The organism is Halomicrococcus pelagicus (genome assembly GCF_050954125.1).
In genome coordinates this window covers 58,511-81,799 of sequence record NZ_JBPBWC010000016.1, presented here as the reverse complement: position 1 = coordinate 81,799, position 23,289 = coordinate 58,511, and the positions used below count along the sequence as shown (strand labels likewise).

Genomic DNA, 23,289 nt, shown 5'->3' with positions numbered 1-23,289 from the left:
CCATTCGTTCCCCGATGGTCGTGCCGGCATCGAAACGGTGTTCTTTGGCCAGTCCTTGTTCAGAGAGTGTATGTCATTCCAGATCCGGCTACGGCGGATGGTGTTTATCGTTGGACGTGTGTTGTTTGGCGGGATGCTCGCGTATTCGGCATATGAAAACTTCGCGAATCTCGACGGACGTATTCAGTACGCCGAGAGCAAAGGTGTCGATCAGGCTGGCCTGTTAGTGCCACTTGCAACAGGTTCGCTCTTATTCGGGAGTCTCGGCATTGTGTTTTGGCGGCTGCCTCGGCTCGCCGCCGGTGCCGTCGTGACATTCCTCGCTGGAATCACGCCCCAGATGCACGACTTCTGGAACCTGGACGGCGAGCAGCGGAACGCCGAACAAACGCACTTCATCAAGAACGTCTCGTTGATTGGTGCCGCGCTCGTGTTCCTTGGCGTCGCAGATCGCGATCACGAGTAACGCACTTTCGATAGGACTCTTTTGGACTCACTCTCAACTAGCCGTTCGGTACGACCACGATGTGAGGGCGAATGAATTCGTCCATGATGTCACCGAGGACGGCTTATAGATCGATATTTATTGAGACAAAGACAATAAGCCGACCGAATACACCGCCCCGTCACTGTCCCTTGACCCCGCCAAAGACAACTTATCCAAGAACCTCGAACGAGATAGTACCAGGTACGACCGATGGCACGGGATCAAAAGCCGATGACTGACGACGAAATCGCTGAACTCCGCGAACGGATGTATGCTCAGCGCGAGGACATCCGTGCCGCATTAGCTGACGATTTCGACGGCGACTCCGATGACTACCGTGTCGACGACTCCCTCTCCGATGATGGCGATACCGACGAGTGAATTCACGCCAAACAGACGGAATCTGCGATAGCTCACAGGACCGCGATTGATGGCGGTCGCTATTGACAGCGACAGAGTCTCTGCTTACCTATTAGCAAACAACTCTAATTATCGAAGATTATTAAGTCGACTTCGAGATCGCCACTGTCCTGCTCTACAGTATGGTATTTATTTGGATCCAACTAGATATCCGTCGGAGGCGGCGAGAGCTGTTTTAGGTGAGTGGTGAGTCGCCGCCAAGCCAGTATGTTGATAGAACGGACTTCCGATCGATGATCTGGCCGATAAATTTCAGATATACAATGCATCTTTATTGTGGGGAACAGGAGCTACAGCGAACATCATTGCACCACTTTCAGTCTCCGGCTACGACTCTTCCCGATCGAACCCCTTACACACCCACACAATGGCCCGACGTTCCAGCGCCGATCTGCCACTCCATACTGGATCGGCCCCACGGTGGCTCTTCGACCGCATGGTCAATCTAAGCGAAGCAATCGCCGAGGCAGTCATTGCAGAGTATGGTCAGGATGAACTTCTCCGGCGGCTGTCGGACCCATACTGGTTCCAGGCTCTTGGGTGTGTCCTCGGGTTCGACTGGCACTCATCGGGGGTCACGACAACGACGATGGGAGCGCTAAAGGAGGCACTCTCTCCTGACAAACACGGTATTACCGTAGTAGGGGGAAAAGGGGCGACATCGCGGAAGACTCCCGATGAAATCGACGCCAGCACCGTTGGCCTCTCGTCAGAGACACGGGAGAAACTGAAACGGACTTCGCGACTAAGTGCGATGGTTGACAACGGTTGTGTCCAAGATTCATATACTCTCTATCATCACACGATGACCATCGCTGAGTCGGGGACGTGGTGTGTCGTCCAGCAAGGGATGAGTGAGTCGATGGCACGGCGGTATCACTGGCTGTCCGATGACGTCGAGAGCTTCGTTGAGGAACCCCAGGCGGCAATCTGTTCTCAGGAGCGCCAATCCAATCCGCTGGACCTCACGGCAGAGGCTTCCGCCGAAACACGGGCTATATCTATAGACCTTGTACAGGACGATCCAGCCCACCTCAAACGTGAACTCCAAGGCCAGCGCTCGCTTGCCGATTTCGGCGCCAGTACGCTTGGCAGTGACTCGTCGAAGGCCGCCAATGACGGCGGGAGCGACAAGGTTACTTTGAGCAATGACTCCAACCTGAAGATGCCCAGTCATCATGAACTCCGTCAAGCCGATCTCTCAGAGAAAGCACTCGAGCAGCTTCAGCATGCATATGAATATCAACCGAGTGACTACGAAGAACTTGTAGAACTAGATGGAATCGGCCCAAAATCACTCCGGGCGTTAGCGCTCATCGCGGAACTCGTCTATGATGCTGAGAGTTCTCGGGAAGATCCTGCAAAGTACGCCTATGCCCACGGTGGTAAAGATGGGACACCACATCCGGTTGAGCGGGAGCGCTACGACCAATCGGTCGAGTATATGCGTTCGGTGCTCGAAGGTGCAGAAATCGACCGCAATACCCAACAGCAGTCGCTCAAGAGATTGGCCGACCTTGAGTAATACTCCAACTCTCGCAACGCTCAATGTAGGGCGCATATTGGCCATGATCATAAAATTCTAATCGCTGACCAATTTCGCCGTCCACTCATTGAACGGTCAGGTGAATTCTGGCGAGTGGATGTGGCCGATCTCGCTCCACACCTGGTCCCGCAGCTACTGTCCGACGTTCCAGAGTTTCGACGCGGCGAATCCGAGACTGTCGAGGTCGTTCTGCACCTGTGACTGATTCCTGATGGCAGCAGTGTCGGCGCGGGTGACGACCTGTTTCGCTATACGTAACCTACGTCTATACAATTACTGAATGTATAGATTTGGGAGTGAGATATCATGCCGTGGCATCAAGCGATGGTTGGTGTAGGGGATTGTTGGATTCATTCCCACCCTTTGGGGGCTTTCTCCTTGAATCTCCGTAAGCTAATTACGTGTGTATGCAGTCTGTATACACATGAGCACGTCAATCAGAGTCTCTGACGACACAAAACGGATGCTGGAGAGTCTGAAACGGGACGACGAGACGTTTGATGAACTCCTCGAACGTCTCGTACAGAGTGAGAAACCCATCGACATTGGTGCATGGGACAAAGAAGACGCCGACCGAGCGCGGGCAGCTGTAGAACGATCCCGAGAGAGCTTCGAACGGTGACGTTTCTCGATAGTTCCGTCATCATCGATATGCTAGAAGGCGTCCCAAACGTCGTTGAGGCTGTCGAAGAACGCGGCCAACCATATCTCACGTCCTCACTTTGCGTCTTCGAGGTTGTGAACGGAACCGTTGGGAGCGGTGAGACCGATGTCGTTGAAGTCCGCCAGCAGTTCGGTGGCGTTCGAGCATTGGATCTCGACGAACAAATCGCATTGGAGGCGGCCCGAATGCAGGATACATTGATGGATGACGGTGACCGGATGGCTGTCCGCGACTTGCTTATTGCTGCGACCGCACGATCAACTGGAGACGAACTCATCGTCACGGACCGCGATTTCGAAACCAGCCTGCTCACTGAGATGATGGACGTCACGAATCTCACCCGCAAGTAGTGACTAAGCGGACGGATTGGAGTGGCCGAGTAATGAACTGCAAGACAGTGGTCCATCAACAATGTGCTACACGTGAGCAATAGGAGTATGGGACGAAACGTCCTCTTTTGTGAGAACGATACAGATCGTGACAAGGAGGTTGGCCACCGCCACAACACACGACGGTTGCGTGACACGCCGGCCAGAGGGATTACATGCGATTCATCGAGAGACTCTCGTGTGACCGACCACAACGATCATGACAAATCTAGTCAGTCGAACATCCGAGGTACTCTTTCACGTCGACGGCTCCTCCAGACAGCTGTCGCAGGGGGACTGCTCGGCGTCGGTGTGTCCGGACGATTGACCGAACCTGCCGCAGCGAGTTCCAGAACCAGCCCGAAACAGGGGCCAGACGTTCTCTACGAACCGCCCGCAACGGCGCCGCAGTTCGAGAACAGCTCACCGTGGCGTGCCGAGCCGCTGCTCGTCGCAGGGACCGAGGGGTACTCCGAGGGTGAGTATCAGTATCAGGACTACATCTACGACGACTACGGCGCGAACACGACAGAGACGGCCGAACCGCCACAACCCGCACCGAACGATGCCTCGGCGTACGGCGAAAACGGGGTGATGACGGGTGACGTGGTCTACCCGACGGACGCCGAGACGTACCGCCATAACGCTGCCGACCTCCTCGAATTTCGGGCGACGACGAAGGGTGACAGTCTCCGATACCGCGTGACACTCAACACGATGACCCAGTCAGGCATCGCTGCCGCAGCCATCGGCATCGACACCGGTGGCACCACGGGGACGGACGAGTGGGGGTACGGCCTCGGGACGCTCGGTGACCTGTCGCTCAATCATGTCGTCGTGACGTGGGGTGACGGCGCGGAACTCGACGGTGAACCGGTTGACTCACAAGTCGACCTCGCTCGGAACCAGATCGACGTGACGGTCCCTCTCACCCCGGACGAAGAGACGTGGCGCCACTACCTCGTGGTCGGTCTGTTCGACCCCGACAAGAAATTGTTTGTTCCCATCCAGGAACTCCCCGATGAGACACATCCCGGTGGGGCTCACGAGTCGTCACCCCCGCCGGTGTTCAACGTCGGTTTCCGTTTCGACGAACCGGTCGGCGCACCGAACATCGACCGCGAAACCGGTGAGGAACAACTCGACGATGCGACGGAGACCGGCTCTCGCGGCATCGGGTACGGCCACTGGCGCGACCACGCGCAGGCAACGGCACTCGCGGCCCGAGACATCAGCGAGTTCCACGCCGACATCGACTTCGCCAAGGTCAAGACGAACGTCGAAGAGCGCCGACTTCCCGAGACGGGCTTTCAGACGCGTCTCTACTCGTCGCACTACGATATCGGGTCGGGTGTCGACGCAGAGAACGACATCCTTCGTGGCCGGGTCCAGCAGTACGGTTTGTACGTTCCCGAGAGCTACGACTCTGAGACGCCGACCGCGATGCATCTCCACCTGCACTCACTCGGGTCGACATACAGCGAGTACCCCACCCTGAGTCCGAACCTCCTCCGACAACTGGGTGAACAGCGTGATTCCTTCATCCTCACCCCACACGGGAGGGGGCCAGCAGGGTGGTACCTGAACGAGGCAGAGCTCGACGTCTTCGAGGCGTGGGGCGACGTCCGCTCACGGTACGCGATCAATTCCGACCAGGTGACCCTCGGTGGGTACTCGATGGGTGCGTTCGGGACGTTCCGGCTCGGCGGGCAGTACCCGGGTCTGTTCGCACGAGCGTTCGCCGTCTCTGGTGGTGCCTTCGAAGCCGAATCGTATGAGGGAAGTACGCCCAAGTACCTCGATGGATTCCGCAATCTCCCGCTTCGCATGTGGAACGGAGGAGCTGACAAGCTCGTTCCCGCGCCGGTGTACACGGCGACAGCGGAGCGACTGCGGGAACTCGGTTATCGCCACGAACTCGACGTGTTCCCCGAGTACGACCACTTCACCTTCGCCTTCCGCGACGAGTGGGGGCCGGCCCGTGACTTCCTCGGGAACGCCACCGTTCCGATGCACCCACCGCGTGTCGTCTACTCGTTGGTTCCCAAGTACGATGCCGAACAGTTCGGACTCGTCCACGATGGGGCGTACTGGGTGTCGGACGCGACGGTCGCCGCCGATGCGGAGTCGGGCCGCGTCGACGCTCGGTCGCGTGCGTTCGGTGAGGCCCCACCGGTCGAAGCGGACTACGAACGCGAGGGGACCGAACCGACACCGCACGTCAAGCGTGGCACTACGTGGAAGGACCCAATTTCGAACCCACCTGCGGAGAACGCGCTTGACCTGACGCTGGACAGTGTCTCCGAGCTGACGGTGTGGGTCGAAGATGCCGGAATCGATCCCTCACAGGCGATTCGCGTGGCCGTTGACTCGTCCCACCCTGTTGAGGTCACACTGGCGACGGCGAACGAACGAACGGTCATTTCCTTCGAGGCAGGTGAGTCGGAGAGAGAAGTCACGATGTAACTACTGAATTTCGGGTTGGCCGCTGTGGCTGTGGTGAGGGCGCAACACAGGGACCGCTGGCCCACCTAGGGTCTGTATGGCCAGCCGAATCAAGCGAATCGCCCGAGGCCACGATGACTGGTACATCCTCTCGGCAAAACATGGCTTACTTGAACCTGATGGCGAACCTATCGATCCATACGACGAAACACTGAGCGGTGCGTCAGTCAAACGGAAACGAGACTGGTCCCACACGGTCTCCACACAACTCCGCGACAACAGGTTGCTCACAGACGAAACACGGCTCGTGTTCCACGCCGGCCGCGATTACTACGATGAACTCCTCCCACTGCTCACTGACGCTAACGCCACTATTACAATCGAAACACCGACCGATGGACTCCAATATGGCGAAACACTCGCCTGATACAACGATCACCTTTGACCACAAACCCTCCTCCCATCTTTCCCGTTACTCGGTTAGAGCAGCTATCCCTCCGCTGATTGAACAATCGGGTTCTATCGATGACTTTCACACCCACTCAAGTGGGGCATTGTGTTGAGTTACGTACTGTGGCTTCAGGCTCTCCTCCGGGATCGAGATTCGCTCCCCGTCACGGTCGATGATCGTCCGCTGTAACACGTCACTCTCAGTCTCGAACTCAGGATTTACGCGCAGCCGGTAGTCTCGATCAATCGTGAATAGCTCCCGGTCGAAAGCCGCGTGATGTGTCTTGCTGAGGGCCAATACGTTCGAGAGATCTGCCCTGTGGTCTGGATAGTCGCTCCACGACAGAATATGCGCCACGTCCAATAGGCCGGGATGATCCACCCCAGAAATCGGGCACGTTCGGTTATGACGGGACAGTACCGTTGCACGGAACTCCGGATCGACCGTGCGGGCGTGGACAGTCGCTTCGTACGTCCCAGCACTCATCCCAGCATCGTTCACCGACGGTGTCCAGTCCGAGTCAGCCCACTCTTCCACAGCACTCTCCGTAAACTGCAGGCCATCCTCCGTTAACGCGTACTCGTTACCGCGCTTCTCGACGAGCCCCATGCTCCGCAGCCAATTCACTCGCTGTGTCGCCATGTCAGTCTCTCCGCGACTCCACCCTAACTCCGGATGTGTGTCGAGTTGCTGGTCACTCACCTCTGCAAGCGTCATCGGACCAGCAACCAGCGCATACAAGAGACTCCGTAGCCCGACGTTCCGATCACACATGATCCGGAGCAGCGTCGCCATGTCACCTTGCTCAATGTACTCCCGACCAGCGTCACCGAGTTCCCAATGGTCGTTTGCCTGGTGGAGGAATCCGACCTGCTGGAGATAACTCGCCCGTCGCATAATCGAGTCTCGACTCGACACGTTTGGGAATGATCCCCGGTGCCAGCCAACGAGTTCATCCGACGTCGGCTGATGCGCCTCAACGAAATCAAGAATCGCGTCTAGCGTTTCAATATACTGCGTTCCGCCACCAAACATCGGAACGATACTACGGAGCCGATTCGAAGACATGCAGAGATTGTCATAGGTAGGGGTGATGATTCTTTCCCCAATAGACTAACCATACGGTTAGAGAGGGGTTGTCTCTACTTCCAAGTTTTCTGCATTGAACCGAGCAGTAGGCGGATTTTCGACCTCGTAAGAACGTTCATGATGTGAGAGCTAGGTACGAACGAGCTCGTTCTGTTCGACTTCCTTGTCAAGCTTTGCGCGCAACTCCTCGTTCTCCATTTCAAGTTTATCGACGCACTCCTGAAGCCGAGACGAAGATTGCAGAGGAGACGACACGATGATAGCGCGGCTGGACTATCGGACGGTCGCCGCCCGCTGGTGTGCGTCCAAGAACGACGGCTATCGCGTCATGGAGGAAATGGCCGACCGCGTCCCTGGCGTGACCCTACAAAGAGAGTCGGACGCTGTCAGCGGACGACGCACTCGGTGTCGGCGGCCGGCATATCGAGATCTCGTTCACTGATCCCGATCTTGTCGGCTGGATGCGAGCACACAACGCCAACACGGGAGGAAACTAACCACGAGAGGGAGCGTTACAACAGTGTAATCACGGGGATTCCCGAACCCCCGTCTGCGGCGACACCACCGCACGAGATCCACACCGCATTCCCGGTGAACCACGGTGGTAACGTTGATACGATTACTGTGGGGTGCGTCCTTTTCTGCGTCGTTTCTGCGAAACGAGAGGGGGTCGACGGCGTCGACCCCCGTTATTACAATGTTGTAACCGACCTTCTCAACAGGTTCACGAGACAGCGGTAAAGATGAGTAAAGGTGCTCTAGCCGGACTACGCCAATGATCACGTCGAGTGGAAGGCGGCGCTCCGGGCTTGGGTAGGCGGCAAGCGCGAGGCAAAGCGAGAACGCGACCAGAAACAGACGCGTCTCCAAGTTCGCCGTCGCCAGAGCAAGATGGCGAGAAGGGATGCGGACCGAACGCCGTACCGGGCTAACGTCGCCGACGCGATTGATATCTTAAACGTCCGCGATGACGCTCGCGAGACTATAGTTAGTAGTGTCTCGCCGAGTGGGGTCGTCGGATGATGGTCAACCGTGGTCGGTGAATAGTACTACGTTGCCACGGAACGAGGGGTTGGTCAAAGCGTATCCTGCTGCCAGTCGGTGATGAGTGATACTACAATCCCGGGAAATTTTCATCGAAAGAACAACGAGGAAAGCACGGATGCGATCGATTGTCTGCGGTAGCGGTGCTGTTGGATGTGGTGTGAGAAACCGAAGAGAGCGGTTCAGACACCACTACAACCACGATCGACCAAACCAAGCGTTAGATGGACGAACGCCAGTTGAGGAGGTTCTCAACTAGACAGTGCCGTAAGTAGCTTAATGTTGGCGCACCAATATGGCAGTTGACGCCGCAGAACACTCCACAATCGCGGATATTAGCATTCAATCGGAGCAATTCGAGTTCGGACGTGTGCTCTCTGACGATTTCGAACTCGAACGTGTTGTGCCCCTTGGCGGACAGGCGATGATTCCGTTGGTCTGGCTCCGCGAAGGCGGTCCAGATAACTTCGAAACGGAAATGCGTGAACATCCAAATACGCGTTCGATACGGCGGTTAACACACCTGAATGGTGCCCTTTGTTAAAGTATACAACAGGTGACGCGAACCGCGTGCTGAAAACAGTGCGCATATCTTCCAATGTGAAAACACTAGATGTACTTTGACTACTCCAAAAGGACCATACTTGACTTGTTTTGGAGGGCGGAAAATGCTACCACATTCCATCACCGCGCGATGATCAGCGGAGGCCGCGGAAGACGTACTTCATCAGGATCCGCTTGTAAATCGTCTGGTAATTGAGGGGGTTATCGGAGTAGACAAACACGGCAGGACCAGCGCCGTTGAGTCCGGCAGCGACCGTGGGAACAGGCCGGAGTCGCCGCCAGACGGTACTAATATCCAACTCCGTCAGCATGATGTCGGCGTCCCGACTGAGGCGGGCGGCTTCTGTCGTCGGGTCGGCAGTCTCGACAATTTGCGTCGTCGTAGGGGAGATCAACTCCTCACGGACTGCGTCGAGATACGACTCCGCGCGACTGTGTTCCGCAGAAGCGTCCTCCGCAACGAGGTGAATAATTTCAAGATGGGCCGTGTGGGCGGTTGTGAGGGCGTCGGCGAGGAGCAATTCGGTAGGGAGGAATGTCGGGCCGTTCGATACAAGAGTGACCTTTTCTACCGTGTCGGGGGAGCTACCGGTGAGGACGACGCTATCACAGTGGGTGTTTTCGAGGGCCCACCCCAAGTCGCCGTCGACAAAACCGATCCGTCCTGTGTTGGGGGCAAATGCGTGGGCAACCATGTCTATGCCGTTATATGTGGCGTATTCGACAATAGACTCCCGTATATTGCGGGTGCTGACGTGGCGGTAAGAGACGTCCTCGTACACTTCGACCCACGGCGGATCATCGGCGTTGATATCAGGGTGTTCCTCGTCAAACGTTGCCTTGCGGGCTTGCTCGAATTCGACCACGTCGATACTGAGGTCGAGGCCGTGACTGTCGAGTGTAGAGACAATGTCCAGAAGATCATCTTTTTCGCTGCTGCGGTCGCTAACATCGCCTGGGTTCCAGAGCGCGATCAGGATACGGTACTCACCTTCACGGTTGAGGAGAGACCGTGTCTGGTTCTCGGCAGTGTCAACGAGTTCTTCTCGGAGCTCGGTTTTCACCATGCCTTCCGTCGAGGAGTGCAGCTGAGCGAACACGTAGTAGTACACGATTGAGAGGGCTGTAATAGTGACAGTGCCAACGAATGCGAGGGTGCTCAGTAGTGTGAGGAGGACGACGCCGCTGACGACACCGAATAACTGGAGGTAGGGATATGCAGGGGCGAGATACGAAGGGGAGTATTCATCAGGGTTTGCCTCTCGGAAGCCGATGACGGCACCGCTAACGAGTATGAAGACAATGATCTGGAAGGCAGCGCCGAACCGGGCTACGCTGTCGATGGGCAGGAACACCACCATGGACACCACCGCACCGCCGGTAGCAAGCACGGAAACAACGGGGGTACCGGTCGCTGAATTTACGATAGCGAACTCGCGGTTAGCGAGGCCGTCCCGGGCCATCGCGAACGGATATCGGGAAGCGGAGAGAATGCCAGAGTTCGCCGTCGAGGCCAGCGCGAGGAGCGCGGCGGCAACGATTAGGATCGCTCCGGGAGTGCCGATGATATTCTCGGCGGCGATGGCGATGATCGCGCCCTCGCCGTCCGATTTCAGCCCTCCCTGACTCACCGGGATGGCGTTCTCGACCAGTCCGCTAATATCGACGGTGACGACAGCAATGTGGGTGATGGCAATGTACACGATGGTCGTAACGGCAAGAGAAATAATGATCCCCAGAGGGATGTTGCGGTCGGGGTTTTGGATCTCTTCAGCGACGCTAGTTACTTTGATAACACCAGCGTACGCAACGAACACCAGCGATGTTGCCGAGAGGAAGCCGCCGGACTGGATGTCAACAACTCTAGTCGGATCCGACCTGGCCACATCCGGGAGGCTCACTAGAATCACCAGCCCTAACACCGCCATCATCACTACTACGATTATGTTCTGGGCCTGGCCTGCGCCATCTGAACTCGCCACGTTTACGAACGTGAAAACGACAATCAATACTACTGACAACACCACGACAGCTGGAAGATCTACCGGGCCGAGCGACAGACCGAATTCCTTGACTCGCGGAAAGAGGTAGACGAGGTAGGGCAGTCCGCCGATCAGGGCCAGTGCCGTCTTGAAATTCAACACCATCCAGTTCCCAACGCCGGCGATAGTCCCCATGACCGGTCCCATCCCACGCTGGATGTAGGTATAACTGCCCCCGGACTCCGGAATCGCCGTTGCCAGTTCTGCCGCGCTTAGCGCCGCCGGTATGGTCAATATGCCGCCCAGCAGGAACGCTAACACCACACTGGCGCTCTCTCCAGCCTCCAGATACGCCACTCCAGGAAGAATGAAGATTCCGCTTCCGATCATCGACCCCATAGAGATGGCGATGGTCGCAGGAAGCCCGAGACCGCGATCCAGGTTATCGTCGGACATGGAATCCGCTTTTATATCCGGGAATAATAAAGCAAGTGGCCTCTGGTAAATCACTAGACTGTATTGGGCTGAGTCGCTAGATCAAAGGAGTTGAAGCGGGAGGCTGTCGATGTCCATGTCGAAAACGTCCCGCTTCACGATGAAGGCTGTGACGTTAGCTCAAAATGCTGTTGGTGGCCGAGGCGAATCCGCCGCCCCGGACGGTGGTGGCGGATTCGCCGACTATGCTGTGGTTTCACTCCATTGTCTCCGTGTCTATTTGGAGAAATTCTACCGCGTCGTACTTGATTTGCTGAGTGAGATGCCCAATATCCTCGGCGCTCTTCTGTAGGAGATTGTTGATTCAGTTCAGCTGCTGCTGTCGAATCGAAGAGGGCAAGGACACTGCGTTAGCGGTGTCCGACACGAATGATTCCGCTCAATGTGTTTAGCTCGGAATCGCTCGCAGCGGACCTGCTGGAACAGGTCCGCTGGCGTGACAGCGTTTCCTGCCCTCGCTGCCGTTCTTGACCGTTAGTGCCTAGCGTAACTTTTGAAGATATTTGCCGAGGTGATTGTCGATCCAAGAGGCTGCGAAGCTCAGCTTGGTAGTGAGTTGCTCAAAGAGCTTGGTGAGGAGAGCGCGGTATTCTGCCGCGCTCTCTACAATCAACGGCGAGGCTTCCCATTTGAGGCTCTTCCAGACCTGTTCGATTGGATTGAGGTCGGGAGAGCCAACCGGCAGAAACACCAAATCAATCCCAAGTTGGTGTGCTCGCTTGCGCGTGTACTCGCACACGTGCGACGAGAAGCTGTCCAAGATGAGCAGAATCCGGGCGCCCGAATTCTGCTCGCGGACTCCTTCGAGACACTCGCAAATCCGCTCTTTCTCTTGATTGCTCGGAAACTGGAGGACACTCTCACCGGAGACTGCATAGAACCCGACTGCTGGTGAAGTTAGACAAACCAGCGGTCGGGTGATGTGCGGATCATCCACAGTGTAGAGCCGCTGTGAGTTATCCCACGGTTGTAGATGAGATGTGTCGAGAAATCCAAGGACGGTTCCGCCGTCCGTACGGATTTCCTCGTCAACAACCCAACCTTCCTCGTCGTCTCCGTCGCGTTTGTTGTGCGGAGTGTCGTCAGGCTCCTCGACGAACGCGTCGGCGACGCGTTCGTCGAGAATCTCTTCGGCGTTCTCTGGCCGTGATGGACGCTTAGTCCGCGGAATTGCGTAGGAGAGACCGAGCTTTTCGAGGAAGGTACTCAGGTAGACCGGATGAAATTCAACGTCGAATTCTTCGTTGATGAGATGCTGTATCTCTTGTTTCTTCCACGGTTGGCCGTCGCGAAGCAGTTCGAGAAGGTATTCTCGTTGTTCCTCGTCGAGCTTCGGGGGCGGTAGGCCCCCAAGTTCGGCATCAAAAGACCGAGACCCCCCCCCTTGTTCCATCGGCGAGCCCAGCGCGTTCCTGTGGCGGAGGACGCTGCCGACGATGTCGGCAGCGTCCTCCAAAGTCGCGCCTTTGTAGATACGTTTGAGGAAAATCAGCCACTCAGTGAGCTTCTCATTGGTAGACTCTGCAAGGAGTCGATTGAGATCGTCCTCACTGAGGTAACGGACGATCTCTTTACGGCGATCTCCAGACATACTCTTACAACAGATCCTATCTTCATAACTTCCCCTAAGCACTATTGTCGAGTTCGTCGGCACGTTCTTGAGTGAGAAGTGCATGGTGAGTGCTATCGTTGTCTGCAACGAGCAGAATCCGGTCGGGCGGATTCTGCTCGCGAATCTCCACTAACGCTTCACAGATACTTTCTTTGGTCACTCGATTGCTGAACGTGAGAGGGTGTCATAGAACAGTTAGCACACCAAAGAGCAGGGTGAACGCTGAGGTGGAATAAGTTCAGCGATCCTGCAAGATGCTCCTTCGATAGAGTCGTTCTTCAATGTCGCGGAAACCAAAACACTAGCGTTGTTTGAGCATCTCTCCTTCGAGTTTCTCGAAGAGTTCGACGTGTTCGCCCGGCGGAGACGGGGCGAACACGAGACCACGAACCACCAGAGATGATGCGTGGCTTCCTCCATTGCTACTACCACGATATCTACGGCATCCGTCCTGTTGAACGAGAGCTTCAGAACACGGTTGTCTGGCTTAGCTGTGGGTTCGATCGACCGCGTCTCTCGACGGCGGTCGATCGCTTTCTCACCGGTCTTGAACATGTCGTTGACGAAGTCTTCGACCGACTCGTCGAGCAGGCCGCGACGGGCGGCCTGCTCGACTTGACCTACTGCATCGATTCAACCGACGTGAGAGCGATGCCTGCCGATCAAGACGCTTCGAAGTGCTACGATCCAACCGCCGAAGAGTACTACCACGGCTATGGGTGCACGATCGTCTCGACCGGGCAAAAGATCCCGATTGCAGCCGAATTCACCGAGAGCAAGCAAGCGTCAGAAGAGACGGCGATGCGCGTCACGCGTGACGCGCTCGCCGTCGCCAAGCCGATGTGGATGGTCGGTGACAGTGCCTACGACACGCTCGACTGGCAGACCACCTGCTGGCTGCAGGGGTCGTGCCAGTCGTTCCGTACAATGCGCGAAACACTGACGATCCGCTCGATATCCAGTACAGGGTCGAAGACCGCATCACCGAACACAGCGAAGACGTTCAGTTGAAGCAATCGACGCTAGACGAGACGTACAACCGCCGGACAGGAGTTGAACGAACCAACGAATCAGTCAAGGACTGCGGCCTCGGGCGTGCGTTCGCCCGAGGCCGCGTCCATGCACGAGCGCAGGTGTTCCTTGCTCTGTGCCTCCGCCTCGTCATCGCAATCACCAACTACGAACGCGGAGACAATCCGGGGAGCACGATCATCACGGTGTGAGAAGAGTTCTATGACACCCTCGAACGTGATCGTACTTTGGCCGATCAACGCGTAGAAGCCAATCGATCGCCATGGGGCTGTTACCAGCGGTTTTCGATCTTCACAGTCCGATCAAACGACCACATTCGTTGTGAGTTATCGAACGGCTGCGGCCACGACTCATCGAAAAATCCCAGTACAACTGGTTCATCCACCTCCTCCTTCTCCTCTTGGTCGGCATCGTCCTCGCCGAGCGCCTGGACGAGGCGCTCGGCGAGAATCTCATCAGCGTTCTCGGCTCGCCGGGGATCCATTGGACGCGGCTTCGCATAGACCATCCCTGCGGCTCGGAGTTTTCGACTCAAGTGAGCCGAATCGTACGTCACACCGTACCGCTCCTTGATGAGTGTGAATCTCCTGTAGCGTCCAAGGCTGTTCCTCTTCGAGGATGTCACAGAGTTCGTCGAACTGTTCGGGAGTGAGCTTCGGGGGCCGACCGCCCCCGAAGCTCGGACGTAACCCATCGACACCGTCGTCGTTCCAGGCGTGTGCCCACCGGCTGCTGTTTGCCTGAGAAACTCCGACACGTTTAGCGGCCTCTTCGAGAAGATCGCCAGCGTATAGGTTCTTCACGAAACAGAGACGGCGGACGAGCCGGGTCTCGTCCGCCTTCTGTGCCTCATTGATCGCTGTATCAAGCTCCTCTTCGGAAAGATGCTCTTCAACGTCGAACCGACGACTTCCACTCATACACCCTCTAAGCGCTGCGCATATCCATACTTTGCGCAGAACACTCGGGCTTGGAGCAGGCCGCTTGTACCTACGGGTTCCTCCGCTCACTCAATCTTACTGGGGCACCGATTCACGGCCTCGTCGATTGCATCGCCGTCAATGTATTCCGCTAGACTACCCAAGAGCGTCTTTACTTCAGTTTGCTTCAATAGCCAATATTGAAACCGCACCGGGGGGATACTATCGGTTCTGTTCTAAAATTATATAGAAACTGATAGAATTAGATCACCGATTGAAGAGGTAATGAGCGAGAATACCGACAGCGACACCAACGACGAACATCTGTAGGCGATCCTCTCGCTGTTGAGCTTTTGTCTGCTCCGGAAAGTGCTCTTCCAAAATATCAAACATCTGCCTTCCAAGTTCATCTTTCGCCTCATCTATGTGGGACTGAGCACGTTGCTTCGCTCGTTCCTGAGTATCCTCAAGCATACAATTATATATTGAAATTCGGCTTTAAAAGCATACTGGCTGATCTGAGTATACATTGGCTATCGAGGACATATCTATGAAGTCGAAGGAAAGAATCGGCTGACCGATTACCGACCTGAATAGCAAGGACAGTCTCAGGCGCAAGAGTACATTCGACGTTCAAGGTGATGAAGCCATAACCGCTGAACAGATACGGCTCACACTCGTCCATACTCACCGTCCGAAACTCGTTGTTCGTCGCCGAATCTTCCGCAAACCCGGTCAAGACGCTCTCAAAGAAATTGTTCGAACCATCCTCTGACTTACCAACAACGTGCTTCCTATGAGCGTATCTGTTTTCCCTGTCTCGAGAGTTCAGGTCTACGCTGTTCGCCGACGTGACGACTCCGGAATACGAATCCCATCTGCGAGTCGCTTGCCGTCCCGGGGCTACCGTCGTGGCCGATCGACTCGAAGACCTGTCAACCGGCGTTCGAACGAGGGCCGGACGACCGCTGCAGCGCGACTACTCCGGCGGCCGCAACAGCGTTGATGGCTCCTAGCACGACGAAGGCGCCGCTGTAGTCGCCCGTCGCATCACGTATTGCGCCGGTAACGGTCGGCAACAGGAGCGCGGCGAGATTGCCGGCAGCGATAACGACCGCGAGCGCTGCGCCCTCGCTGACCGTCGAGTTGGCTGCGACCCCGTAGATAGCGCCGAACGGAAGCGAGACAGCGAGCATCGCAACGAGCGGGAAGAGTGCGAGTACGATTCGTGAATGAGCGAACGCCAAAACGAAGAACCCCACCACCGCTGCCGTCGTCGCCACAACGATCGACGTCCAGTCACGGACGTCCCATCGGCCGGCGACGACGCCGCCGGCTGCCCGGCCGGCAGTGGCAACGAGCAACACGGCGGCGTTCAGCGGCCCGGTCACGTCGAGCGCGTCGAAGTACGCAGTGACGAACGTCGACAGGGTCACGTACGATCCGAGTGATGCGACGTAGCAGAATGCGGCGACTATCACGACGGGATGGGTGAGGAGATGGCGAACGCTCGACGACTCGCCGTTCGTCCGGTCACGCGCCGTGGAATCGGACGGATCGCGTCGGTCACGCGTGGACGCCGTCTCGGCGCTCTCGGTCCTCTCGGCGTCCGGGCGAGAACAGCCAGGGTGGGTACTGCGTTCGTCTCGATGCTGCCAACAGATGGCACTCGCGAACGCTCCCAGGAGCGCGCCGGGGCCGTGAAGGCCGGCCGCCCCGACGGCTTCGAGAAGCAGTGGTGCCGCGAGAAAGGCAATCGCTCCGCCGAGCGTCAACGCACCGCCGTAGAACCCCTGCTGGCGTGTCGCCTTCGAATTCCGATGCAGTCTGGCGATGTGTGTCGCACCGACGGTGAGTATGACGCCGCCCGCGAGGCCCCAGACGGTCCGGAGGGCGAGCAGGGCGAGAAAGGTGCGAGCGAAATCGAGTGTGAGCGCTACCACCGTGTCTACTACCGTGGCTACGAGCAGAATCCGAGTCGTCGAGTACCTGGCCGTGAGGTAGCTACTCGGCGCTTGCGCGACGACGACCGACAGGAGCGGCACGCTCGTCAATAGACCGAACGCCGTGTAGCCGATATCGAACCGGTCAGTGAGCACGTCGGGAATCGCGGCCGGAGCGAACAGCACGTATCCGACGCTCGTCACCGCGACGAACGGGATGACGTTGAGTGCTTTCGGTGTCGAAGCTTCGGTGGGCGCACTCATCGCCGCTTACCGGTCGGACGAACGACCGTCGGTCGCGTCGTCATCGCTGCCGTCGTCGCCGTCGAGAGCGTTGTCCCCATACACCGCGCGCGCCGCCTCGCGCGACATCTTCCCGAGTTCGACGTCTCGTCGAATCGCCGCCGGGTCGCGGTCGGCGGGGTTACCGTAGCCGCCGGCGCCGGGCGTGCGAATGCTGACGACCGTCCCTGGGTCGAGTTCGCGAACGACCTTCCCGGCCAGCTGCTCGCCGTCGTCCGCGTCGGCGTCCGCCCCTTCATCGAGGGCGTTTTCGAGGAGGTACGCAGCACCGGGCGCTCCGTCAAGACCGCCAGCAAGCCCGTACGGGGCGTGCCGACGACGGTCGGCGAGGAGGCTGAACGTGGCCCGGTGACCGCGCACGCCGATGTCCCGCCGCAAGCCGAGGCCGCCCCGGTATTCGCCCGCGCCGCCCGAGTCTTCTCGGAACTCGTAGCGAGTCACCCGCAGCGGGTAGGCGGTCTCCAGAACCTCGACCGGCGTGTTCATTGTGTTGCTCATGTGGACGTGGACGCCGTCGAGCCCGTCTTTCCCGGCGCGCCCGCCGAACCCGCCACCCTGCGTCTCGTAGAAGGCGTACGGCGCATCGTCTCGCGGGTCGGTGCCGCCGAACGTGACGTTGTTCATCGTCCCTTGACTCCCGGCGAGCACGTGGTCGGGCGTCGCCTCCGCGAGCGCGCCGAGCACGACGTCGGTGACGCGCTGGGACGTCTCCAGATTGCCGCCGACGACCGCCGCTGGCGGCGTCGGGTCGACGATGGTCCCTTCGGGTGCGTTGATGTCGATCGGTCGATAGCAGCCGTGGTTCGGCGGGATGTCCGGGTCGGTCACGCAGCGCACCGCGTAGTACGTTGCCGACGCCGTCACGGCGAAGACCGCGTTGACCGGCCCCTCGGTCTGAGCCGCCGTGCCGTCGAAGTCGACAACAATGGAGTCGCCGTCGACGGTCACCGCGGCGACGACCGGGAGGTCCTCGTTGCCCCGGCCGTCGTCGTCGATGACGTCCTCGAACCGGTACGTTCCGTCGGGTAACGAGTCGATCTCCGCTCGCATTCGGCGCTCGGAGTAGTCCTTGATCTCTTCGAGCGCCGTACCGAGGTACTCGGCACCGTACTTCTCTGCGAGATCCTGAAATCGCTGTCGACCGGTCTGGTTCGCCGCCTCTTGCGCGCGGAGATCGCCCTGACGTTCGTCCGGCGTTCGGACGTTCGCGAGAATGAAGTCCATCGCTGTCTCGTTCACCTCGCCGCCCTCGTAGAGCTTCACTGGCGGAATCCGAATGCCCTCCTGATATATCTCCGTCGAGTCCGCCGCGACGCTGCCGGCGCTCGACCCGCCAACGTCAGCGTGATGGGCGCGGTTGGCGGCGTACGCCACGACGTCGCCGTCGACGAACACCGGCGTGACGAGCGTGAGATCCGGCAGGTGAGCCCCACCACGGAAGGGGTCGTTCAGAAGCACCCCGTCACCCGGTTCGAGCGTCTCGGGCGGGAACTGGTCGATCGCCGCCGCGACCGAGAAGGGCATCGCCCCAAGGTGAACGGGCATGTTCTCGGCCTGGCTGATCATCTCGCCGTCTGCGTCGAACAGCGCACACGAACAGTCCCTGCGCTCCTTGATGTTCGGCGAGTATCCGGTCCGGATCAGGTTGGCGTTCATCTCCTCGGCGATCGCCGCACACGCGTTGCGGATGATCTCGAGGGAGGCCGAGTCGATATCGCGGTCGTCGGTTGTCGAACTGACGTCTGTGTCGTTATCAGTCATCGGGGAACACCTCCACGATCAGGTTGCCGTACTCGTCGACGCGGGCTCGTTGCTCCGGTGGGACGACGGTCGTGCTTTCGGCTCCCTCGACGATGGCCGGGCCGTCGAACTCGCTGTCTGGCGGCAAGCGAGTGCCGTTGTAGATGCTCGTCTCGATGGATTCGCCGTCGAAGACGACATCTCGCGTCTCGTGCAGTGCGTCGTCTGCGCTGCCGCTCGCGCGGTCGGCAGTGAGCGCGGGCGGTTCGATGACTCCTCGCGAGCGGAGGCGAATCGTCACAAGCTCGATTGGCTCTTCCGGATACGCGTGTCCGTAGCGCTGCTCGTGGCGCTCGTGGAATCGCTCTTCGATGGTTTCGATGCTCTCCTCGTTGAGGTCGCCCTCCGGTATGGGAACCGATAGCTCGAACGACTGGCCGACGTAGCGCAGGTCGAGCGACCGCTCGAAACGCATCTGGTCGTCGGGGACTGCCGCCTCGTCTAGCCGGCCTCGTCCCTCCTGTTCGAAGCCCGCGAACGTCTCCGCCAGTTCGGCGGGGTCGACCGCCGAGAGACGACGCACCCGCGAAGTGCTGTAGTCGTAGATCATGTCGCTCGTCAGCAGTCCGAGCGCGGAGAGGACGCCCGCGGTCCGGGGGACGATCACCCGTGGGATTTCGAGATCTCGGGCGATTTCGCAGGCGTGGAGTGGGCCCGCGCCGCCGAAGGCGACGAGGCCGAACTCGCGGGGATCGTGGCCGCGCTCGACGCTGACGACCCGCAGCGCCCGCTGGATGTTCGCGTTCGCGACGTCGACGATTCCCTGTGCCGCCTCCTCGACGGACTGTCCGAGCGGCTCCGCTATCTCCCGTTCGACGATCCGGTGCACGTCGTCGACTTCGACGTCGAGTTCGCCCGAGAGGAATTTGTCGGGGTTCAATCGCCCGAGCAGGAGCTGAGCGTCGGTGATGGTCGGGTCGGTCCCGCCCCGTCCGTAGCAGATCGGGCCCGGGTCCGCACCCGCCGACTGGGGGCCGACCCGGAGAGCGTCCCCTTTGTCGATCCAGGCGATCGACCCCCCGCCCGACCCGATCGTGTGGACGTCGACCATCGGCACGCCGACCGGGTACTCCCCGATCTCGACGTCGGTCGAGATGATCGGCGTTCCGTCCTCGACGAGCGAAACGTCACAGGAGGTGCCGCCCATGTCCATCGTGATCACGTCGCCGATGTCACAGCGCTCCGCGATAGCGGTCGCGCCCTGGACGCCGGCGGCGGGACCCGAGAGCAGCGTCCGCACCGGCTGCTCGCGGGCGACGTCAGCTGCGATGATGCCGCCGTTCGATTGCATGATCTTGAGGTCGGTATCGACGCCCCGCTCTCCGATTTCCGCGCCGAGATTGCCGATGTACTGGTCCATCACGGGCTTGAGAGCGGCGTTCATAGCGGTCGCCAGCGTCCGCTCGTACTCGCGGATCTCGGGGAGGACGTCGCTCGACAGCGAGTACGAGGCGTCGACGCCCTCGCTCTGCAAGACGTCGCGAACCCGTCGTTCGTGGTCGTCGTTCTCGAAGGCATAGAGCAGGCTGATCGCCACGCTCTCAGTTTCGACGCGCCGCAGTTGGTCAGCGACTGCTCTGATGCTCTCCTCGTCGAGGTCCGTGAGGACGGCCCCTCGCTCGTCGAGACGCTCCGTCACTTCGAACCGACGGTCGCGCGGGACGATCTGGGCCGGCTTCTCAGTCTGGAAGTCGTAGATATCCGGCCGGTTTTGACGGCCGATTTCGACGACGTCTCGGAATCCCTCGGTCGTCACGAGCGCGGTGTCTGCCCACTCTCCTTCGAGCACCGCGTTCGTCGCGACCGTCGTCCCGTGGCCGAGGAATCCGATCGACTCGAACGCCCACTCTTCGCGCTCGCTTGCCTTCTCGAGCCCGTCGAGCACTCCCCGTTCCGGGGCGTCGGGAGTGGACGACGTTTTGCTGACTCGAACGGTACCGTTCTGAACGGTAACGATGTCAGTGAAGGTTCCTCCGATGTCGACGCCGACGCGAAGCGCGTCTTCGTCAGTCTCAGCGCCAGTGTTCTCGTCGTTCATGTATGTCGTATGGAATCATCCTCGCCGGTTGTTCGTCGCCTCGTGGAACGACGGCCTCGAGCGAGCAATCGACCTGACCGACCGCCCCCGAGCGTCTGCCGTCCCGGTAGTAACAGCATCATGCTTGCTCGCAATATATAGTGACAGCGGTCGTCAATCGTCATCACCTGCGATGTGTTGTTCGCTTGTCTGCCACGCTTGCGACGTCGCGTAGTCGATGTACCCCTGCGTGTCTTCGAGCGACTCGTCCGAGACGCCACCGACGACGTAACTGACGGCGACGAAGACGATTGAGTTCACGATCAGGCCGTAGAACCCGCTCACGAACCCGGGGAACACGCTCGGCAGAGAGACGACCCCGAACTCGATCGCTGCCGTGACGAGGACTCCCAGGGTGAATCCGGCGAGAGCGCCCTCTCGCGACGAGCGCGGCCAGAACAGCGCTCCCAAGAGGAGCGGGAGCTGCTGGGCGGCCCCGTAAAAGCTGAGCGCCGTCAACAGCAGGATGAACTCGAACTGCTGGATCGCAATGATGTACGAGAGGAGACCGAGAACGGGAATCGTGTACTGCGCGACGCGAGTGACGGTCTGTTCGTCCACGTCCTCGTCGGCGTAGTCCTGGTACCAGTCCCGGGTGAGGAGCGCCGACACGGCGTGAAGCTGGGAGTCGGCAGTGCTCATCGCGGCCGCGACGGCTCCGGCGACGATGATCGAGGCGAACCATATCGGGGTGAACTCATAGAGCACGGTCGGAATCGCGGAATCCGGTCGCGCGAGGTCGGGGAACGCCTGGACCGCACCCAGCCCGAGGAAGGCCACCGGCAGATAGAATAGGATGAGGTATCCCGTCCCGAACGCCGCGACCCACTTGAGGACGCGCGGCGAGCGCGCAGAGACGTATCGCAGGAAGATGTGGGGCGTCATCGACACGCCAATTCCGGTCATGACCGCGAACGAAACGTAGAACGCCGGGGTGATCGCTCCCGCGGGTCCGGGTAGCGACACGTAGGCGCTGAACGACTGCACCATCTCCGCCCAGAACGCCTGCGGTCCCTGGTAGGCCGTGAAGACGAAGAACCAGCCAGCGATCCAGATCGCACCAAACATGAACACGCCCTGGATAGCGTCGGTCCACGCGACGGCGCGGAGCCCGCCGAGCCAGACGTAGATAACGCCCGCTATCAGGAAGATGGCCGCTCCCATCTCGAAGCTTATCGCGCCCTGGGTCGCCGTCTCGAAGATGATTCCGCCGCCGATCAACTGCGTCGCGATGTACGGGAAGGTGAAGAGGATGAGCGCGAGGCTCACGAGTTTGCCGAGTAGCGGGGATTCGTAGAAGTCTTCGAGGAGGTCGGAGGGGGTGAGGTAGCCGTGTTTCTTTCCGAGCAACCAGACGCGGGAGCCGACGACCCAGAGCATCACGCCCGAGATGACCAGGTAAAACGTCGAGGCGCTGAAGATGCCGATTCCGTTCGCGTAGACGAAGCCGCCGATGCCCAGGAACGCGAACGCCGAGTGATAGGAGGCGGCGAACGTGAACAGGAGGACGACGATTCCGAGGCCTCGACCGGCCGCCATCCAGTCGTCGACTTCGAGCTTGCCGACCTGCCACCCGCGGTACCCGAGCGCGAGGATGACGACGAGATAGACGCCGATGGTCGCGAGCGCGACCGTCGTCTGTAGCGAGACCATCAGCTTCCTCCCTCCGCGACGGCGTCTTGAGAGTCGGACTCCGTTGTCACTACCTCCTCATCGCTGCGGAGTTCGGGTGGCACTTGGTCCTCCGTGAGCGCGAACGCATCATGCCAGGCAGCCCAGATGAGCACGAGCGTGATGAGTATTCCCCACGAGACCGTCCAGAGGTACAATACATTGATTCCTACGACCGTCGTCGGGGCGTCGACGATCTCGATCACCGGTGGATTCATCGCGATAGTGAAGACGGCCAGGATAGCGACCGTGATTTTTCCAGCTCGTGACGTCGGAAGCACCATATCATGGTATCTCTTACCATCCGACTAATATTTGTCTGTAAATAGTCTAACATATAAGTTGGAGCGAGATAATATAGTAATTTATCGACTTT

Annotated in this window: 18 protein-coding genes and 6 pseudogenes; 13 read left to right on the top strand and 11 right to left on the bottom strand. The window is 58.9% G+C overall.

The genetic code is table 11. The features are described 5' to 3' along the window. The first annotated feature begins 70 nt into the window (after nt 1–70). The 7 genes from ACRYA2_RS20935 to ACRYA2_RS20905 all read left to right on the top strand — a co-directional run bounded on the left by ACRYA2_RS20935 (nt 71) and on the right by ACRYA2_RS20905 (nt 6,357). Nucleotides 71–466, top strand: coding sequence for a DoxX family protein (locus ACRYA2_RS20935; RefSeq protein ID WP_433632692.1), 396 nt, complete (start codon nt 71–73; stop codon nt 464–466). Between the two features lie 252 nt (nt 467–718). Further along, nucleotides 719–868: a hypothetical protein gene (locus ACRYA2_RS20930; RefSeq protein ID WP_433632690.1), complete on the top strand. Its 150-nt coding sequence runs from the start codon at nt 719–721 to the stop codon at nt 866–868. A gap of 406 nt (nt 869–1,274) precedes the next feature. Beyond that, entirely contained in the window at nt 1,275–2,432 is a 1,158-nt protein-coding gene (locus ACRYA2_RS20925) for a DUF763 domain-containing protein (protein WP_433632687.1), read from the top strand. 445 nt (nt 2,433–2,877) lie between these two features. Then, a complete protein-coding gene (locus ACRYA2_RS20920; protein WP_433632684.1) occupies nt 2,878–3,075 on the top strand; it encodes a DUF7557 family protein in 198 nt (65 codons plus the stop codon). Next, nucleotides 3,072–3,467, top strand: a complete 396-nt coding sequence (locus ACRYA2_RS20915; RefSeq protein WP_433632682.1) for a PIN domain-containing protein — start codon at nt 3,072–3,074, stop codon at nt 3,465–3,467. Before ACRYA2_RS20920 ends, ACRYA2_RS20915 begins: the two co-directional genes overlap by 4 nt. 219 nt (nt 3,468–3,686) lie before the next feature. Beyond that, nucleotides 3,687–5,951, top strand: coding sequence for a hypothetical protein (locus ACRYA2_RS20910; RefSeq protein ID WP_433632680.1), 2,265 nt, complete (start codon nt 3,687–3,689; stop codon nt 5,949–5,951). A gap of 76 nt (nt 5,952–6,027) precedes the next feature. Further along, nucleotides 6,028–6,357 carry a DUF6884 domain-containing protein gene (locus ACRYA2_RS20905; protein WP_433632677.1) on the top strand — a complete coding sequence of 110 codons (330 nt, stop codon included), beginning with the start codon at nt 6,028–6,030 and terminating at the stop codon, nt 6,355–6,357. 105 nt (nt 6,358–6,462) lie between these two features. Here ACRYA2_RS20905 and ACRYA2_RS20900 read toward each other — a convergent pair whose 3' ends face one another. Then, nucleotides 6,463–7,449 (bottom strand): HNH endonuclease, encoded by a 987-nt coding sequence (locus ACRYA2_RS20900; RefSeq protein WP_433632675.1) that lies wholly within the window; start codon nt 7,447–7,449, stop codon nt 6,463–6,465. Nucleotides 7,450–8,692: 1,243 nt separating this feature from the next. On the opposite strand from ACRYA2_RS20900, the pseudogene ACRYA2_RS20895 reads away from it, so the two are divergent. After that, nucleotides 8,693–8,773, top strand: a pseudogene (locus ACRYA2_RS20895) (IS6 family transposase); the annotation flags it as partial. Nucleotides 8,774–8,809: 36 nt separating this feature from the next. After that, nucleotides 8,810–9,058, top strand: a complete 249-nt coding sequence (locus ACRYA2_RS20890) for a hypothetical protein (RefSeq protein WP_433632672.1) — start codon at nt 8,810–8,812, stop codon at nt 9,056–9,058. 154 nt (nt 9,059–9,212) lie between these two features. Here ACRYA2_RS20890 and ACRYA2_RS20885 read toward each other — a convergent pair whose 3' ends face one another. Next, entirely contained in the window at nt 9,213–11,516 is a 2,304-nt protein-coding gene (locus ACRYA2_RS20885) for an APC family permease (protein ID WP_433632670.1), read from the bottom strand. 115 nt (nt 11,517–11,631) lie between these two features. Here ACRYA2_RS20885 and ACRYA2_RS20880 point away from each other — a divergent pair. After that, a pseudogene (locus ACRYA2_RS20880) lies at nt 11,632–11,841 on the top strand (IS5/IS1182 family transposase); the annotation flags it as partial. Nucleotides 11,842–11,924: 83 nt separating this feature from the next. Then, nucleotides 11,925–12,023 (top strand): annotated as a pseudogene (locus ACRYA2_RS20875) (transposase); the annotation flags it as partial. A gap of 13 nt (nt 12,024–12,036) precedes the next feature. Here the strand turns inward: ACRYA2_RS20875 and ACRYA2_RS20870 are convergent. Further along, a complete protein-coding gene (locus tag ACRYA2_RS20870; RefSeq protein ID WP_433632667.1) occupies nt 12,037–13,146 on the bottom strand; it encodes an IS630 family transposase in 1,110 nt (369 codons plus the stop codon). Between the two features lie 253 nt (nt 13,147–13,399). Here ACRYA2_RS20870 and ACRYA2_RS20865 point away from each other — a divergent pair. After that, a pseudogene (locus ACRYA2_RS20865) lies at nt 13,400–14,390 on the top strand (transposase). Nucleotides 14,391–14,470: 80 nt separating this feature from the next. Here ACRYA2_RS20865 and ACRYA2_RS20860 read toward each other — a convergent pair. Next, nucleotides 14,471–14,824 (bottom strand): winged helix-turn-helix domain-containing protein, encoded by a 354-nt coding sequence (locus tag ACRYA2_RS20860; RefSeq protein WP_433632664.1) that lies wholly within the window; start codon nt 14,822–14,824, stop codon nt 14,471–14,473. Between the two features lie 7 nt (nt 14,825–14,831). Continuing rightward, nucleotides 14,832–15,119, bottom strand: a pseudogene (locus ACRYA2_RS20855) (helix-turn-helix domain-containing protein); the annotation flags it as partial. Nucleotides 15,120–15,166: 47 nt separating this feature from the next. Between ACRYA2_RS20855 and ACRYA2_RS20850 the strand changes: the two are divergent. Beyond that, nucleotides 15,167–15,274: pseudogene (locus ACRYA2_RS20850) on the top strand (IS1595 family transposase); the annotation flags it as partial. Between the two features lie 112 nt (nt 15,275–15,386). Here ACRYA2_RS20850 and ACRYA2_RS20845 read toward each other — a convergent pair. The 6 genes from ACRYA2_RS20845 to ACRYA2_RS20820 all read right to left on the bottom strand — a co-directional run bounded on the left by ACRYA2_RS20845 (nt 15,387) and on the right by ACRYA2_RS20820 (nt 23,197). Then, nucleotides 15,387–15,593: a hypothetical protein gene (locus ACRYA2_RS20845; protein WP_433632661.1), complete on the bottom strand. Its 207-nt coding sequence runs from the start codon at nt 15,591–15,593 to the stop codon at nt 15,387–15,389. Between the two features lie 461 nt (nt 15,594–16,054). After that, a complete protein-coding gene (locus ACRYA2_RS20840; protein WP_433632657.1) occupies nt 16,055–17,326 on the bottom strand; it encodes an MFS transporter in 1,272 nt (423 codons plus the stop codon). Nucleotides 17,327–17,332: 6 nt separating this feature from the next. Then, on the bottom strand, nt 17,333–19,126 hold the full coding sequence (locus ACRYA2_RS20835; protein ID WP_433632655.1) for a hydantoinase B/oxoprolinase family protein: 1,794 nt from the start codon (nt 19,124–19,126) through the stop codon (nt 17,333–17,335). Continuing rightward, the gene (locus ACRYA2_RS20830; RefSeq protein WP_433632653.1) at nt 19,119–21,203 is read right to left on the bottom strand and encodes a hydantoinase/oxoprolinase family protein; all 2,085 of its coding nucleotides are present in this window, start codon (nt 21,201–21,203) and stop codon (nt 19,119–19,121) included. The genes ACRYA2_RS20835 and ACRYA2_RS20830 overlap by 8 nt, the downstream gene beginning before the upstream one ends. A 153-nt stretch (nt 21,204–21,356) precedes the next feature. Next, complete coding sequence (locus ACRYA2_RS20825; protein WP_433632650.1) at nt 21,357–22,895, bottom strand: sodium:solute symporter family protein; 1,539 nt, start codon at nt 22,893–22,895, stop codon at nt 21,357–21,359. Then, on the bottom strand, nt 22,895–23,197 hold the full coding sequence (locus ACRYA2_RS20820) for a hypothetical protein (protein WP_433632648.1): 303 nt from the start codon (nt 23,195–23,197) through the stop codon (nt 22,895–22,897). The genes ACRYA2_RS20825 and ACRYA2_RS20820 overlap by 1 nt, the downstream gene beginning before the upstream one ends. Nucleotides 23,198–23,289: the final 92 nt, after the last annotated feature.

Coding starts and splice junctions, on each gene's coding strand:
- ACRYA2_RS20920 (WP_433632684.1), top strand. CDS start 2,878: ATGAGCACGTCAATCAGAGTCTCTGACGACACAAAACGGATGCTGGAG.
- ACRYA2_RS20935 (WP_433632692.1), top strand. CDS start 71: ATGTCATTCCAGATCCGGCTACGGCGGATGGTGTTTATCGTTGGACGT.
- ACRYA2_RS20820 (WP_433632648.1), bottom strand. CDS start 23,197: ATGGTGCTTCCGACGTCACGAGCTGGAAAAATCACGGTCGCTATCCTG.
- ACRYA2_RS20925 (WP_433632687.1), top strand. CDS start 1,275: ATGGCCCGACGTTCCAGCGCCGATCTGCCACTCCATACTGGATCGGCC.
- ACRYA2_RS20900 (WP_433632675.1), bottom strand. CDS start 7,449: ATGTCTTCGAATCGGCTCCGTAGTATCGTTCCGATGTTTGGTGGCGGA.
- ACRYA2_RS20845 (WP_433632661.1), bottom strand. CDS start 15,593: ATGCTTGAGGATACTCAGGAACGAGCGAAGCAACGTGCTCAGTCCCAC.
- ACRYA2_RS20870 (WP_433632667.1), bottom strand. CDS start 13,146: ATGTCTGGAGATCGCCGTAAAGAGATCGTCCGTTACCTCAGTGAGGAC.
- ACRYA2_RS20885 (WP_433632670.1), bottom strand. CDS start 11,516: ATGTCCGACGATAACCTGGATCGCGGTCTCGGGCTTCCTGCGACCATC.
- ACRYA2_RS20890 (WP_433632672.1), top strand. CDS start 8,810: ATGGCAGTTGACGCCGCAGAACACTCCACAATCGCGGATATTAGCATT.
- ACRYA2_RS20825 (WP_433632650.1), bottom strand. CDS start 22,895: ATGGTCTCGCTACAGACGACGGTCGCGCTCGCGACCATCGGCGTCTAT.
- ACRYA2_RS20830 (WP_433632653.1), bottom strand. CDS start 21,203: ATGAACGACGAGAACACTGGCGCTGAGACTGACGAAGACGCGCTTCGC.
- ACRYA2_RS20835 (WP_433632655.1), bottom strand. CDS start 19,126: ATGACTGATAACGACACAGACGTCAGTTCGACAACCGACGACCGCGAT.
- ACRYA2_RS20840 (WP_433632657.1), bottom strand. CDS start 17,326: ATGAGTGCGCCCACCGAAGCTTCGACACCGAAAGCACTCAACGTCATC.
- ACRYA2_RS20905 (WP_433632677.1), top strand. CDS start 6,028: ATGGCCAGCCGAATCAAGCGAATCGCCCGAGGCCACGATGACTGGTAC.
- ACRYA2_RS20930 (WP_433632690.1), top strand. CDS start 719: ATGACTGACGACGAAATCGCTGAACTCCGCGAACGGATGTATGCTCAG.